The organism is Candidatus Thiosymbion oneisti (assembly GCF_004359955.1).
GTDB lineage: Bacteria > Pseudomonadota > Gammaproteobacteria > Chromatiales > Chromatiaceae > Thiosymbion > Thiosymbion oneisti.
In genome coordinates, this window is record NZ_SMSC01000040.1 from 14,470 (window position 1) to 29,556 (window position 15,087).

Annotated in this window: 13 protein-coding genes; 5 read left to right on the plus strand and 8 right to left on the minus strand. The window is 62.0% G+C overall.

Features of this window, described 5'->3' with window-relative positions; all coding sequences use genetic code 11:
- Positions 1–25: 25 nt before the first annotated feature.
- The gene (locus E1958_RS17895) at positions 26–2,221 is read right to left on the minus strand and encodes a xanthine dehydrogenase family protein molybdopterin-binding subunit (RefSeq protein WP_133513072.1); all 2,196 of its coding nucleotides are present in this window, start codon (positions 2,219–2,221) and stop codon (positions 26–28) included.
- 13 nt (positions 2,222–2,234) lie between these two features.
- Positions 2,235–2,690, minus strand: a complete 456-nt coding sequence (locus E1958_RS17900) for a (2Fe-2S)-binding protein (protein WP_133513073.1) — start codon at positions 2,688–2,690, stop codon at positions 2,235–2,237.
- Between the two features lie 637 nt (positions 2,691–3,327).
- On the opposite strand from E1958_RS17900, the gene grxD reads away from it, so the two are divergent.
- Both grxD and pap read left to right on the plus strand, forming a co-directional pair.
- On the plus strand, positions 3,328–3,669 hold the full coding sequence (gene grxD / locus E1958_RS17905; protein ID WP_133513074.1) for a Grx4 family monothiol glutaredoxin: 342 nt from the start codon (positions 3,328–3,330) through the stop codon (positions 3,667–3,669).
- Positions 3,670–4,056: 387 nt separating this feature from the next.
- Positions 4,057–5,610, plus strand: coding sequence for a polyphosphate:AMP phosphotransferase (gene pap / locus E1958_RS17910; protein ID WP_133513075.1), 1,554 nt, complete (start codon positions 4,057–4,059; stop codon positions 5,608–5,610).
- A gap of 335 nt (positions 5,611–5,945) precedes the next feature.
- Here pap and E1958_RS17915 read toward each other — a convergent pair whose 3' ends face one another.
- Positions 5,946–6,734, minus strand: a complete 789-nt coding sequence (locus E1958_RS17915; protein WP_133513076.1) for a coiled-coil domain-containing protein — start codon at positions 6,732–6,734, stop codon at positions 5,946–5,948.
- Between the two features lie 174 nt (positions 6,735–6,908).
- Here E1958_RS17915 and E1958_RS17920 point away from each other — a divergent pair, with 174 nt between their 5' ends.
- Positions 6,909–7,355, plus strand: a complete 447-nt coding sequence (locus tag E1958_RS17920) for a c-type cytochrome (protein WP_165742214.1) — start codon at positions 6,909–6,911, stop codon at positions 7,353–7,355.
- 288 nt (positions 7,356–7,643) lie between these two features.
- On the opposite strand, the gene E1958_RS17925 is transcribed toward E1958_RS17920, so the two are convergent.
- The 4 genes from E1958_RS17925 to E1958_RS17940 all read right to left on the minus strand — a co-directional run bounded on the left by E1958_RS17925 (position 7,644) and on the right by E1958_RS17940 (position 13,496).
- The gene (locus E1958_RS17925) at positions 7,644–8,090 is read right to left on the minus strand and encodes a hypothetical protein (protein WP_089727854.1); all 447 of its coding nucleotides are present in this window, start codon (positions 8,088–8,090) and stop codon (positions 7,644–7,646) included.
- 111 nt (positions 8,091–8,201) lie between these two features.
- Positions 8,202–9,551 (minus strand): metalloprotease PmbA, encoded by a 1,350-nt coding sequence (gene pmbA, locus E1958_RS17930; RefSeq protein ID WP_133513078.1) that lies wholly within the window; start codon positions 9,549–9,551, stop codon positions 8,202–8,204.
- 42 nt (positions 9,552–9,593) lie between these two features.
- Positions 9,594–9,953 (minus strand): 4a-hydroxytetrahydrobiopterin dehydratase, encoded by a 360-nt coding sequence (locus E1958_RS17935; RefSeq protein WP_133513079.1) that lies wholly within the window; start codon positions 9,951–9,953, stop codon positions 9,594–9,596.
- 1,479 nt (positions 9,954–11,432) lie between these two features.
- Positions 11,433–13,496: a thioredoxin domain-containing protein gene (locus E1958_RS17940; RefSeq protein ID WP_133513080.1), complete on the minus strand. Its 2,064-nt coding sequence runs from the start codon at positions 13,494–13,496 to the stop codon at positions 11,433–11,435.
- Positions 13,497–13,705: 209 nt separating this feature from the next.
- Here E1958_RS17940 and E1958_RS17945 point away from each other — a divergent pair, with 209 nt between their 5' ends.
- Both E1958_RS17945 and E1958_RS17950 read left to right on the plus strand, forming a co-directional pair.
- A complete protein-coding gene (locus E1958_RS17945) occupies positions 13,706–13,951 on the plus strand; it encodes an addiction module protein (protein ID WP_243725301.1) in 246 nt (81 codons plus the stop codon).
- On the plus strand, positions 13,951–14,265 hold the full coding sequence (locus tag E1958_RS17950) for a hypothetical protein (protein WP_133513081.1): 315 nt from the start codon (positions 13,951–13,953) through the stop codon (positions 14,263–14,265). Before E1958_RS17945 ends, E1958_RS17950 begins: the two co-directional genes overlap by 1 nt.
- An 82-nt stretch (positions 14,266–14,347) precedes the next feature.
- Here the strand turns inward: E1958_RS17950 and E1958_RS17955 are convergent.
- On the minus strand, positions 14,348–15,087 hold a 740-nt coding region (locus E1958_RS17955; RefSeq protein WP_133513082.1), incomplete at its 5' end, for a DUF4214 domain-containing protein.

Consider the following 15,087-nt stretch of genomic DNA (forward strand, 5'->3'; position numbering starts at 1 on the left):
ACCTGTTCCGAGATCGCCCGGACCATCAGCCGAGCTTCAGCGGCAGGCGGTACAGGCGCCGGCCGGTAGCCGCCGCCAAGGCATTGGTCAGGGCCGGGGCAATGACGGGCGTGGCAGGCTCACCCACCCCCGTCGGCGACTCGGTGGATGGCATGATGTGGACCTCCACCTGCGGCATCCGGTTGCTGCGCAACACCTGGTAGTCGTGGAAATTGGACTGCTCGACATAGCCCTCCTTCAGGGTCAGGGCATCGCCCAGCGCGGCGGACAGCCCGAAGCCCATCCCGCCCTCCATCTGGGCCTTGATGACATCCGGGTTGACGGCGATACCGCAATCGACGGCGATGACCACCCGGTCGACACTGAAGGCGTCGCCGCGTACCGTCACGTCCACAACCTGGGCCACATAGCTGTTGAAGGATTTGTGCACCGCGACGCCGCGGCCCCGGCCCGGCCCCGGATGTTCACCCCAACCCGCCTTGGCGGCGGCAAGCTTGAGTACCCCTTGTTGGCGAGGCTGGCCTGCGAGCAGTCCCAGCCGGTAGTCCACCGGATCCCGCCCGGCGGCCACCGCCAGCGCGTCGATCATGCACTCGACGGCGAACGCGGTATGGGTGGAGCCCACGGAGCGCCACCACAGGACCGGGATCCCCAGCTTCGGGGAATGCAGGTCGACGCGCAGATGGGGGATTCGATAGGGCAGGTTGCTGGCCCCTTCCACCGAGGTCTGATCCACCCCATCCAGGGTCAGCGCCTGCTCGAAATCAGTGCCCGAGATAATGGACTGGCCGACGATACGATGCGTCCAAAACAGAGGATCGCCCTGCTGGTCCAGACCGGCCCGCAGCCGGTGCAGATACAGGGGACGATACCAGCCGCCGCGGGTGTCGTCCTCCCGCGTCCATTGCAGCTTGACCGGTAGCTTGCCGCCGGCCGCCTTGAAGATCTCCGCGGCCTCGACCACGTAGTCGGACTTGGGATTCGCCCGGCGCCCGAAGGAGCCGCCCGCGAACAGCATGTCGATACTCACCTGTTCGGGTTTTAGGCCCAACACGCCGGCGACGGCGGCCTGGTCGGCGGTTTGGAACTGCTCGCCGTTCAATACCCGCACCCCCTCGCCCGCTGGCGCGATGACGCAGTTGAGGGGCTCCATTGCCGCATGGGCCAAAAAGGGTACGACAAACTCCGCCTCGATCATCTTATCTGCGGCAGCCGACGCCTGCTCCGGGTCGCCCTCTGCGCGGGCAAGGGTTCCGGGCTTGACGGCGAGCGTCCGATACCGGGCCAGGATCTCATCGGAGCCGAGCTTGAAGGCCTCCGTCTCGTCCCACCGGACGGATGGCGCCAAGGCATCGCGCCCGAGCTTGGCGCTCCAGAAATCCTCGGCCAGGACCGCAACACCCGTGGGGATCCGCACCACCTGTTTGACGCCTGATACGGCCTGGGCAGGAGACTTATCGAACGACTTGAGCTTGGCGCCGAAGCGAGGGGCATGTGCCACCACCGCTGTCAGCATGCCGGGAAGCTTCACGTCCTGGGTGAATAAGGCGCTGCCGTCGAGCTTGCCGGCGCTGTCCTTGCGGCGGAGATTCGGATTGCCGATCAGCCGGAATTCGGTGGGATCCTTCAACAGGACCTCCTCCGGCACCGGCAGGGCCGCGGCGGCCTCGGCCAGCTCGCCAAAGGTCGCACGCTTGCCGCCGGGGTGGCTCAGAACCCCGGCGCGGACTTGGATCCGGGAGGCCTCGACCTGCCAGCGGCGGGCCGCGGCCTCGACCAGCATCTCCCGGGCAACGGCCCCCGCCTGGCGCAGCTGCTCCCAAGAGTTGGCGATGGCCGTGCTGCCGCCGGTGCCCTGGGTCTGGCCCCAAAACAGATTGTTATAGCGCCCGGCATCGGCCGGTGCCCCCTCGGCGCGGATCTGATCCCAACGGGCATCCAGCTCCTCGGCTACCAGCGTGGGTAGCCCCGTGTAGGTGCCCTGCCCCATCTCCAGGTGCTTGACGATGACAGTGACGCTGTCGTCGGTGCCGATGCGCACGAAGGCGTTGGGCGCAAAGTCACCGGCGGCGCGCTCGTCGCCACCGGCGATGCCCGGCCCGGCCGGCAAGCCCCGCGCAACCACAGGTAGGTGCAACCCCAGGGTCAGGCCGGCGCCCAGGGTCAGACCCTGCTTCAGAAAGCCGCGCCGGCTCAGATTTTCGATACGATCGTTCTTCATTACCGTAAGCTCCTCAAGCCAGATCGGTCGCCGCCTGCTTGATGGCGGTCCGGATCCGGGCGTAGGTCGCACAGCGGCAGATATTGCCCGCCATGGCCACCTCGATGTCCGCGTCGGTCGGTGACGGGTTCTGCGTCAAGAGGGCGGCCGCCGACATGACCTGTCCGGACTGGCAGAAGCCGCACTGGACAACGTCGAGATCGGCCCACGCTTTTCGGACCGCCTTGGCCGCGGCGCTGTCGAGACCCTCGATGGTCGTGATCCTGCCCCCGGCTGCCACCGCCAGCGGTGTGGAGCAGGAACGGACAGGGGCACCATTCAGATACAGGGTACAGGCGCCGCACTGCGCCATGCCGCATCCATATTTGGTACCGGTCAGCCCGACATGGTCGCGAATCACCCACAACAGGGGCGTGTTCGGATCCAGATCCAGCTGATGCGCTTGCCCGTTGACGGTCAGTTTGATCATTGGGGGCTCCATCGGGTTGGGAGAAGGGGATTAATCACACGGGACCTGACATTTAGTCTTCTGTGAGCAGTCATGTAACTTAAGCTATTGATTCTTGATGAGAATTCCCAACTCACCAACGGGAGCGGATGTCATCAAAGGTACACCAAACGCCGATCTTCGACAATCCGCGTAAGATGCGGTTCGCTGCCTGCCTGCCCCGTCCCTGGGGCGGTAGGCAGGCGCTCACCACATCCTACGGGCTGCGGAGCAATCCAGGCCGGATTGAGCGCCGGATTGAGCGCCGGATTGAGCATGGAGAAAAGGCATCTTTTTAATCCGCAGATTACACAGATTCTCGCAGATTATTTCATTCTTCATCTGTGGAAATCGGCGTCATCTGCGGATTAAATAAGGAATGTAAACCGCATCTCTGGATGGCCCGCCTGCCTGTGCGTCCCGCACGCAGACAGGTGCCCGAGATCCCCAGCTAGTCGGCGACCGTTCGCGGCACGAGCGGGGGATGTCGATGCCGTCCAAGCGATGTTGCTTGCGCGCATGAGAACGGTGGGGCATCCTTACCCCGCACGGCTACCTTGCATGTTTCAAGGGGCCTTAGACAAGGCAAGCAATCGAGTATTTCACACAGAGGTGAACCATGGACGCCCTGGAACGCATCGACCAAGAGGTCAAGAACAACCCCGTCATCATCTTCATGAAGGGGACCCCCCAGTTCCCCATGTGTGGCTTTTCCATGCGGGCGGCCAAGGCGCTCTCGGAGTGCGGTGTTCCCTTTACCCATGTAAACGTCCTCCAGGATCCGGAGATCTTCGAGAACCTACCCCGTTACGCCGATTGGCCTACCTTTCCCCAGATCTATGTGGACGGTGAATTGATCGGCGGCTGTGACATCACGCTCGAGCTGCACGCCGGCGGAGAGCTCAAGACCCTGCTGGAAAAAGCGGCGGCGCGCCAGGAGACCGCGGCGAACGCGGGCTGAATCGCAGCCACCGCTTTGCGACGGATCCTAGGCGTCGTGTTGCATTACGCCGCGTTCGGTGCCGTGCCTGTCCGGGTGCGGTCCTGGGTTATGGGGTGTTGGTTGTGGGGTCTGACGTGTTGGGTTACGGCGCGTTCAACGCTGTTTGTATTCTTCAAGATCGAGCAGCGCGCCTAACCCAACCTACATTTAATGCGGGGTCCGCGCGGACCGGCAGCGCGGGGAGGGCATGGAGTGTAGGTTGCGTTAAGACGCCGGCACTGACCCGGCAGACGATCAGCGAGCCTTTGGGCGTCGAACGCAGCACGTCAAACCCTGTCCCGACGCAGGAGGGATCTTTTCCCCAAACAACGCCGAATAATTCAGGATTGCTAAGGGGTCAAACGCATGTTTGAGGCAACCAAGGTCGGACGCACGGTCGACAAGGCGTCCTTCAAGACCCAGCAGGAGGCATTGCACACCCAGCTCCTGGAGGTACAGCGCGAGCTCTTGCAGACCGATATCCCGGTGATCGTCCTCGTCTCGGGGGTGGAGGGGGCCGGTAAGGGAGAGGTCGTCAACCGCCTCAACGAATGGCTGGATGCCCGCGGCGTGCGCACCTTCGCCTTCTGGGCCGAGACCGACGGGGAACGCCAACGGCCGCGCTACTGGCGTTTCTGGAATGCCCTTCCCCCGCGTGGGCAATTGGCCATCCTGTTCGGCGGCTGGTACCAGACCCCGCTCGAACAGCGTTTCCAGGGGCTGTGCAACGATGCCGAATTGGACGCCGAGCTCAATCGCATCGTGGACTTCGAGCGCATGCTCATCAACGACGGCGCCCTGGTCGTCAAGTTCTGGTTCCACCTCTCCGAACAAGACCAAAAGGCCCGCCTCGAGGAGCTCTCCCGCGACGACCGCAGCCGCTGGAAGATGCTGCCGAAGAAGGGCAAATTCCATCAGCACTATCAAAAATACGAGCGCATCGCCGAGCGCGTCGTCCGGCATACCGACCGTGGCATCTCGCCCTGGTACCTGATCGAGGCCCAGGATCGACGCTACCGGGATCTGACCGTCGGCAAGACCCTGTTGCACGCCATCAAGGTCCGCCTCAGCCAACCGCCTGCCGTGGAGCCGCCCCCTACCCCCAGCCACCTCGAGCTGCCGGATGTATCCAGTGCCCGGATCACCCTGCTCGATCAGCTCGACCTGTCCAAGTCCCTCGACCGGCAGACCTACAAGTCGGAGCTGCGTGCGTTGCAGACACAGCTCAATGAGCTGGCATGGGAGGCCTACAACAAGAGGCGCTCGTTGGTGCTGGTCTTCGAGGGGGCCGACGCCGGCGGCAAGGGGGGTACCATCCGCCGCTTCACCAATGCCATCGACGCCCGCCTCTATCGTGCCATCCCCATCGCGGCCCCCACCGACGAGGAGAAGGCCCATCATTATCTGTGGCGTTTTTGGCGCCACATCCCCCGCGCCGGCTACATCACCATCTACGACCGCTCCTGGTACGGCCGGGTCCTGGTGGAGCGCGTCGAAGGATTCGCCACCGCTGCCGAATGGCGCCGCGCCTACGCCGAGATCAACCAGTTCGAGGAACAACTGGTCCAGAGCGGGACCATTCTGCTCAAATTCTGGCTCCAGGTGAGCCGGGAAGAACAGCTACGCCGCTTCAAGGACCGCGAACAGGTGCCCTACAAGCGTTTCAAGATCACGGATGAGGACTGGCGCAACCGGGAGAAATGGCCCCAATACAAGGCCGCGGTCAACGAGATGGTCGTACGTACCAGCACCGACTATGCCGCCTGGACCCTGGTCGAGGGCGACGACAAACCCTACGCCCGCATCAGGGTACTCCGTATCCTGCGCGACACGCTCAAGGCGGCCCTCGCCCGGGAGCCGGACGGCACCGGCAGCCGGATTCCCTGTGGAAAGAAAATGACTGAGGAGGAGCAATCCTGAATTATTTGGCGTTGTCGGGAGGGAAAAGATCCCTCCTGCGTCGGGACAGGGTTTGACGGGTTGCGTTCGACGCCCGAAGGCTCGCTGATCGTCTGCCAGGTCAATGATCCCCCGCGCGGCCTGCCCGCACGGACCTCGCCTTAAGTGTAGGTTGGGGTAGGCGCGCTGTCCGATCCCGAAGTACGGCGACAGGGCCAAACGCGCCGTAACCCAACACGCCAGACTTGTCCCGATGCAGGAGGGATCTTTTCCCACAACCAGCGTGAAATTCTGCCTTGCCTTGGCGCGTGGGGGGGCTCTGAGAGGGAGAAATAAGGTGAAACGGGGTACTAGGGTCACCAACGCTTCGGCTCGAAACCGGGCCGGTTCTTGACCTCCATGAGCTCATCGCCGACCGCCAGCACCAGAAAGCCTTGTTTCTCCGCGTAGGCGAGCACGTTCTTTTCTACGCTGAGACTGGCGAGGATTCCCACCAAGGGCAGGGCGTCGTGCTCGGGAAAGAAGGTTCGGAACTCGGCGATGTCGGCTATGAAGCCGTCCACGTCGCCGCTGCGCAGGGTCGCCTTGGTACTGTTGAGGCAGACGCAATCGGGGGTTACCACCAGGGCGTCGAATTCTTTCACCCGCCCGTCGGGCAACCGGCGCTTGAGCCGCACCATGAGGTCATAGGCGGGCTCGTTCAGGCGCTCCTCGATGATACGGGGTAGACTCGGGGCGACCAGGTCTTCGACCAGGGTGCCCAGCTTGTTGGAGAGCTCCCCCCACTTTTTGTTCATCTCCCGCTGCTCCCGGCGCGCTTCGTCCTTAAAGTCACGCATTTCATCCTTGAAATCACTCATTTCGTCCTTGAAGTCGCTCATTTCATCCTTGAATACACCCATCTCATCCTTGAATACACGCATCTCGTCCTTGAAATCACTCATTTCATCCTTGAATACACGCATCTCGTCCTTGAAGTCACTCATTTCATCTTTGAATACACGCATCTCATCCTTGAATAGGCGCAGCTCCGCTTCCGTTTGTCGTTGCGAGTTGTAGAGCTTGCGGAATTCGGCGCCGACACTCCGGACGAAATCCTGCACGGTCTGTTCAAGGCTGTCGACGCGCTCAATGATGGCTGCCATAATCAGCTCCCAGAATTTTGGAAACCAGGAATCTTGGAAACCAGAGAAAAAATAGCCGGCTCAGGGTCTGGATGCAAGCAGGGTCGCCGTGAATCGGATTGGCTTGAAATCAATCGCGGCGGTTTCCCTCATTTTTTCCTTACCCTCGTCCGCCAAACCATGGGAGAAACGACTATGTACACACACCGCAACGGTCTTTTGTGCCTGACGCTCGCCCTTTGCTCCACTTGTGCCCAGGCCGATGACGTGGAGAAGGCCGTTGACTACCGGCAGGGCCTGATGAATGTCTATGCCCATAACGTCGCCCCTATGGGCAACATGGTCAAGGGCAAGACGGCGTTCGATCCTGCCGCCTTTGCCCGTTATGCCAAGGATCTGGCTGTTGCCGCCCGGCTTGATCTACTCGCCGGCTTCCCGGAGGATTCCATCAACGACGAGAGCGACGCCAGCGACACCATCTGGCTCGATTGGAGCAAGTTCCAAAAGAAGTATGAGGCACTGAAGATCCAGTCCGCCAAACTGAGCAAGGTAGCCGCAGATGGCGACGAGGCAGCCATGAAGGAGCAGTTCGGCAAGACCGCCAAGACCTGCAAGGGGTGTCACGACGACTTTAAGGACTGACCTGAATTATCTGGCGCTGTTTGGGGGAGAAGATCCCTCCTGCGTCGGGACAAGCTTGACGTCTTGCGTTCGACGCCTAACGGCGTGTCGATCTCCTTCGATGTCCGTGCCGGTGTCTTAACGCAACCTATGCCCACATTACCTCCCGCACGGCCTGTGCGCCCGACCGCATGCGCGGCATAGACAGTTTTATAGTGTAAGTCCTTATCTAAGGGTGGAAAGGCACTCGGGGCGCTCGAACACCTCTGCTGGGGGGACTGTTGACTGAGTTAACCGGACGCGAAGCATTCAGGCCGCCAGCTTTTCTCCGTCTTCGAGCTTGCGGATAAGCGGATAGAGGTGTTCGGTCTCGCGCTGAATCCGGTCCATTACCAGGGCGAACATCTCCTTTGTTTCCCTGACGAACTTATCGTGGTCACGGATAGTCAGCACCTTGTGCTTCTCTGAGCACCAGTCCTTGACGTAGCGGGAGAAGATCTTCCGGATCTCCACCGATCCTGAGAGGAAGCGATCGGCCGTATTCTTGATCTCTAGATCCGAGTAGGCGATGAGCTTGCCGCACAGCTTCTGGTCTACCAGCTCGATGTGTTCCTTGACGCGCCTTTTATATTCGAAGAACACATCACGGGCGCAGGTAGTGTCGCACATAGCGCGATCCTTGACGAGATAGAGGAAGACGTTGGACAGCTCCGTTATCTGGTGATTCTGTGCGTGCAGCTCGGAAAAGGTCAACATGGCGTAGTGTCCTCCAAGCAGAACAAGACCGATTAGGCGGTTGGGCGACGATCGATGGAAACCGCAAAGTCACATATATCTTAGCAAATGCACCGAACATTCGCAGTGCGCCTATCCCCCGGCGATCGTCATCCGGTCGATAAGCCAGGATCCGGTGCGGGTGCTGCCGGGGAAGTCGCAGTCGTTTCCCACGGCGAGCAGGCCCTGGAACATCTGCTTGAGGTTGCCGGCAATCGTGACCTCTTCCACGGGGAACCGGATCTCACCACCCTCTACCCAGAAGCCGGCGGCACCTCGGGAATAGTCCCCGGTGACCGGGTTGATCCCATACCCCATGAGCTCGGTGACGAGCAGCCCGGTGCCCATCTCCCGGATCAGCTCATCCTTGCCCAGCGCTCCCATCTCGATCCGCAGGTTGTGCACACCCCCGGCGTTCCCGGTGGTCTCCATTCCCAGGCGGCAGGCGGAGTAGGCGTCCAGTAGGTAGCTGTACAGTACGCCGTCGGCTACCAGGTCCTTCGGCACGGTCGCCACCCCGTCATCGTCGAAGGGAGCGCTGCCCAGGCCCCGTGGCAGGAGGGGTTCCTCGCGGATGCACACGAAGTCGGGGAAGATCTTCCGCCCCAGATGGTCGAGCAGGAAGCTTTCCCGGCGGTAGATGCTGGAGCCGGTGACGGCATGTACCAGGTGCCGCATCAGCCCGGCTGCAATCCGGGCGTCGAACAGGACCGGGGCCTTGCGGGTGGGGATCTGCCGCGCCCCCAGGCGGGCTATGGTGCGCTTGCCGGCACGGCGACCGATGGCCGCGGCGGATTCCAGGTCACCCGCGCAACGGGCGGAGCTCCACCAGTAATCGCGCTGCATGCTCGCGCCTTCCCGACCGACCACCGCGCAACTCAAGCCATGACGGGAGCTGGGATAGCCGCCGATAAAGCCGTGGCTGTTGCCGTACACATGGACCCCGGTGTGGGAGGTGACGGCGGCCCCTTCCGAGTTGACGATGCGCGCGTCCTCAACACGGGCGGCTTCCTCGCACTCCAGGGCCAGGTCGATAGCAGCCTCGACCTGGAGGTCCCAGGGATGGAAGAGGTCCAGGTCCGGGATCCGGGTGGCCATGCGCTGCGGAGTCGCAAGTCCGGCACAGGGGTCCTCCTGGGTGTGGGATGCGATGGTACAGGCGGCTGCGACCGTATCACGCACGGCCGCCGGGTCCAGATCCGAGGTGCCGGCGGAGCCCTTGCGGTTTCCCATATAGACGGTAATGCCGAGACCATTGGACCGGGTATGCTCCAGGGTCTCCACCGTACCCAGACGCACCCTCGCCTCCAATCCGGCGCTGGTGCCGGCGGTAGCCTCGGCAGCACTGGCCCCTCGGCGTTTGGCCTCGGCAAGCAGATCTGCAACGATCTGTTCCAGATGGGCCTGGCGCTCGCCGATGTCGTCGGTTGCGATTGTTGTCACCTTTATGATTCCAATGCCTATTTAAAAATCTACTACCACCCCTCAGGCCAGCGGCGCGAAGCTTCGATCAGACTTGGCGGCCATGATGAAATCATTCAGATGCAGGTCATCGATCTTGTGGGTCCACCACCAGATAGTCACCCGAGAATATTCGACCAGCATGACCGGGTGGTGTCCCTCCGACTCGGCGAGCGCTGCAACCGCGTTGACCAGGGCGAGGCTGCGCTGATAATCGTTCGTCTCATAGCGGCGCATCAGCTTCCTGATGCCCTGCTCCTTGATCAGTTGCCACTCGGGGATGAGCGGCAGCTGTTGCTCGATCTCTGCATCGGTTACCGAAGGCGCGCCGATCCGGCAGACCTCGCAGTGGGCGTCGAAGAGTGGGTTGCTCGTATTTGACATAGGGTACCTGATCCTTAAGTTGCGGATGTCATTTCTTTTTACCACAAATCGGCCCGCTGTTCGTCCACTGGCCGACCCTTACCAGGGCGAACATGGGTAAATTCAGGAGGTAAGATACGGTGAGTGAAACGAACCACATCGCCGGAACTTCAATTGTTCGATGAATTCCTGTGCCGGATCATGCCGGCTGGTGATTGGAGAACCAGGTAGCAGGGGGGTGACCCATAACCGGCCTGCCTGAGACGTTCGGTGGCTTTCCCATTGAGCGCGGCTGCAAGCCGCAGTCTCGTTGCGGTGGGCGCAGCCCATCCTCGTGTGCCCGACATGGGCATGTAGGTAGTGGCTAATACCTGAGAGGAGGTAACCGCGAAGAGTGACGAGAAGCGTAGTGAAGCCCAAGGTGGAAGCCGCGAGGCGAAGCTGGAGGACGTGGAGCCAGGACACGAGCGTAGGCAGCGAGGCCGGGTGCGGGCGCTAAGCGTGCGAGGGAACGCGAAATCCAACCGTCACCGAAAGACGCATTCGGTAGAGCCTGACGGCACGGGTCGAAAGCACATGTTCTTACTCGGGGCGACCTGGAGCGTGAGAGCGAGCCAGGAGTCAGCCGCAAGAGTCGCGATGAGTCGTGCCGAAAGGCGGGAGGAGCGAAGGGCCGAAGAGTCACGAGCGGATCCCACACGGCATCCGTTGTGAGCGGCGCGCAGGGGGGTGAAACGCCCTCGGAGCGGCAACGGCGGCAGCTTGCGAGGCGGCGGGCCAAGCCAAGCAGGTGGCTTCCGGCAGCGGGGCGGCGCGTGCCCATCGAGTGGCGCGGAACAGCGAGCGCAGAGGCCAGAAGAGGTTCGATGAGCGAAACGGTAGAAATCAGCCTGGAATCGGTACTGAGCCGTGACAACCTCGTGCCGGGTTGGCCTGGGGCCGGCGGTGCGGCGGTTGTACGCCAAGCCCTTACCGGTGGAGTGGAAGCCGCGGCGGTGGTTGCCATTCAGCCGAAACCTGTGCGGACCGGGAATTGGAACAGCGCGGGCTATCGTTCGTGCGCTATGCCGACGCGATCGCCGTGTTCGTCTCCAGCCAGCGAGCCGCCGAGCGGGTTCTGAAGCGCCTGAGGCGGTGGTTGCACAAGCACCTGGACCTTCCAGTCAACCCATCAAGAGCGGCGCACGCCGTAGCGAGGACCGCGCGTTGTTGGGATTTCGTATCCACCCCGGTGGACACGTCAGCCCGGCACCGAAGGCCATCAAGCGGCTCAAGGAACGGGGGGGCGCGCGCTGGGAGGCCCGGCAAAGCCTCACCCGTGAGCACCTGCGCAAGCAATGGCAAGTCTACAGCAACGGAGGGTGGAATGACTTCGGCTCTGCCGATTGGTGCCGCCAGGTGCACGTCCGCTCGGGTTGGATCAGGCGGCACATGCGCAAGTGCTTCTGGCGGCGCTGGCACGACCGCCACGGACAAAGCAAAATAAGGCGGAACGGGGTACTAGGCAGTCAACCGCTCCAGTGCCGCGAGGTCTTCCAGGGGCGTCTCGCATCTGATCCCGAGACAGGGGTAGGCCCGGGTCCCGGCCCCCGGCGTCATGGCCCCCAGGTTACCCGGAAGCCCCTCTTCGGTGGCCGGGATGGCAAGCACCAGGCGCCGTGGGGCATAGGTGCGCTGGGCGATCCCGGCCCAGTGGGCCAGGTCGTCTCCCGCGCCGCGGATGATGAGGGTCCGGGGGGGATCCAGGTGTTCTTCCAGGGCGGCGAGCAGGCTGGCGTGGGCATGGGGCAGGCGGCGCATCGGCTCGGCGGCCAGCGCCAGGGTCCCCTGGGCGGCCGTGAGGTAACGGGTCTCGCCCAGCAGATGACCGAGGTGCTGCAGCACCCGGGCGGCCACCCCGTTGCCGGCAGGTACCGACTCGTCCCCCAGGGGCTTGGGTCGATGGATGAGCCGCTCGTGGTCGTTCGAGGTGAAGAAAAAGCCCCCCTCCTGGGGGTCCGCGAACTGGTCGAGCAGGACCTCGGCGAGTGCCGTCGCCAGCTCCAGATCCGCGCGCTGCCAACGGGTCTGTAGAAGCTCCAGCAGGGCGTCGATCAAGTAGGCATAGTCGTCCAGATAGGCATTGAGGTGGGCCTTGCCGTCCTTGTAGGTGGCGAGCAGGCGCCCATTCCGCCACAGCCTGGCGCGGATGAAGTCGAGGGCCCGCTGGGCGGACGCCAGGTAGTCGGCGCGCTCCAGCACCCGCGCGGCCCGAGCCATGCCCTTGATCGCCAGGCCGTTCCAGGCCGTGAGTATTTTCTCGTCGCGGCCCGGACGGATGCGGCCCTCCCGGGCGGCGAGGAGCTTGTGCCTGGCTGTTTCCAGCAGGGCGGCGACCGACGCCGGGGTCGTTTCCAGGTCGCGGGCCGCCTCGACGGCGGTACGGTAACCATGCAGGTGCCACTTGCCCTCGAAGTTCGACTTCCGGTCCAGGCCGTAGACGGCGGCGAAGGGGGCATATTCCTCGGCCGTGAGCAGGCGCGCGATCGCTGCGCGGTCCCAGACATAGAATTTGCCTTCCTCGCCCTCGCTGTCCGCATCGAGGGTCGAGTAGTAGCCGCCCTCGGGTGACTGCATCTCACGCATCACCCAGTCGGCGGTGGCGACGGCGGCCTCCCGAAACAGGGGATCCCCCGTGACCTGCCAGACATCGCAGCACAGGGCGAGCAAGGGCCCATTGTCGTAGAGCATCTTCTCGAAGTGGGGGATCATCCAGAGATCATCCACCGAATAACGGCAAAAGCCCCCGCCGAGCTGGTCGTTGAGTCCGCCGCGGATCATGCGTTCCAGGGTGAAGGTCACCATGTGCAGGGCGTCCCGGTCCGGCGCCCCATCCGCTCGGCTCGCCGCATAGTGGCGCAGCAGGCGCTCGAGGTCGGTGACATGGGGGAACTTCGGGGCCGACCCGAAGCCGCCGTGGACGGGGTCGAAGTCCTCGGCGAGCCGGCGGCGGGCCGCCGCCAGGGGCATTGCGTCCGGAATCTCGCCGTCCCCGCCGGGGGTGAGTCGGGCCAAGGCATCCATCAAGGCGCGGTTCTGCTCCCGGATGGCGCCGCCCTGCTCGCGGTAGGCGGCCGCGATACCCTCGAGCAGCTGGGAAAACGCTGGCAGTCCGTGCCTGGGCTCTTTCGGGAAGTAGGTCCCGGCAAAGAAAGGGTGCTGGTCGTCCGGGGTCAAAAAGACGGTCAAGGGCCAGCCGCCCGGACGCTTGGCCAAGAGTTGGTGGGCACTCTGGTAGATCTTGTCCAGGTCCGGGCGCTCTTCTCGGTCCACCTTGATGTTGACGAAGAGCCGGTTCATGAGTTGGGCCGTCTCCGGGTCCTCGAAGGACTCGTGGGCCATCACATGGCACCAATGGCACGCGGAGTAGCCGATGGAAAGCAGGATGGGCCGGTCCTGGTCGTGGGCAAACGCCAGGGCCTCTGCGCACCAGGGCCACCAGTCGACGGGGTTGCTGGCGTGTTGCCGGAGATAAGGGCTGGTGGCGTCCGCGAGGCGATTGCGGGGAGCGGTCGAGTCCGACATATCGGTTGTCCTGTCATGGTGGTGAATGAGCGCGATGTTTCAGAGCCTATAATGATGTAGTTCGCCGCCTGTCTGTGCGTCCCTGCACGCAGACAGGCGTTCACCGCAGCTACGGGCTATAGCCAGTGTGGTCCGCGTTCGGGTGAAACACCTGGTTATGTACGGTATGCTTCGAGCCGACGACTTCTGACTTAGTGGAGGACCGACGGATGTCCATGGGGAATCCAGCCATCGACACCCTGCGAGCTAAGGCCTTCAATCTCTCGGAGATCGACCGGGCGGAACTCGCACACGATCTTTTAGCCAGCCTCGACGGAACTCCCGATTCCGGTGCTGCACAGGCATGGGAGACGGAGATCCTGCGGCGTCTGGACCAAGTAGACAATGGGACAGCTAGACTAATCGACCGGGAGGGGCTACGCCGCCGAATGCGCACTCGCATGGCCGGTACTTGATGCGATCTGTCAAGATTCTCGAGGCCGCCGCCGACGAGGCCGCTGAGGCTGCATCATGGTACGAACGCCAACACCCTGGACTTGGCGTAGAGTTCCAACAGGCAGTCGATGCGGTGTTCGATCTTCTGGAAGACGAAATCGCTCCCCTCACAGCTGTTCCAGGCCCCGCCGGAAAACGGGGAGCGAAACGTCTCATACTCAAACGATTTCCCTTCTCTGTAATCGTCTGTGAACAGGGCTCCGAGTTACTCGTGATCGCCTTCGCTCACCATTCGAGACGTCCAGGATACTGGCGCGACCGGCTGATTACATAATGTTACCGCTAAACCCTGGCTTGTCCTGGAGCATAGCGGATGGATAAGCTGTCGGTTTGAGTAGCCTCTTTAGGCAATTAAGTTACATGTCTGGGCATGCATTGATCTTTCCATTTATTGTAGGTAGATCATTACCTCGTGCACCGCTGAGAATATCAAGTGCGATCCGCGATAATGCATATTCAGTTGCTCCTGTGCTGTTGCCATCATGTGTGTCCCGCCACAAATCCCGCCATTTTTCCATTAACTGGTTATAGTACTCCAATCCTCCCGGTTCTGCATTACGATCAAACATGTATTGGTATAGTTGATTGATCAAATCATTATCTGTCAAACCACCAAAGCGATTCGTGTATTCTTGACTCGTTCCAAAGGCAGCAATTATAGGGCTCAGGTCAGTACCGCCACCTTCGTGTTCTAAGCGCCGGCACCAATACCGATAACCGCCTCGATCCGGGCATCGGCCATAGTATCCGACGTAGGATTTGTAGATCCACTCGCTTGCGGTCGCGGAGCATATCGCCGGATCATATCCGATATTGACTCCATTTCCATCGATAATATCGATAACATCGATTCGTGCTTCAGCCGGACAATTGTTGCAGCGACGCGTCCCGGTAATGTGCGAGCCGGCTCCAACCAACACATCACTTACGAATGCACCTACGCTTAAAATAGCGGCTTCATCCTGGCGAGTTCTCAATATCGGGAGATAATTCTCTACAACCTCCTTAACGCTTACCACCATCCCATAAACAGGTATACTATTGACACGAATGACATGTAGTAAATTATTATCCTCAAGCGTTCTCGGACCGTAAA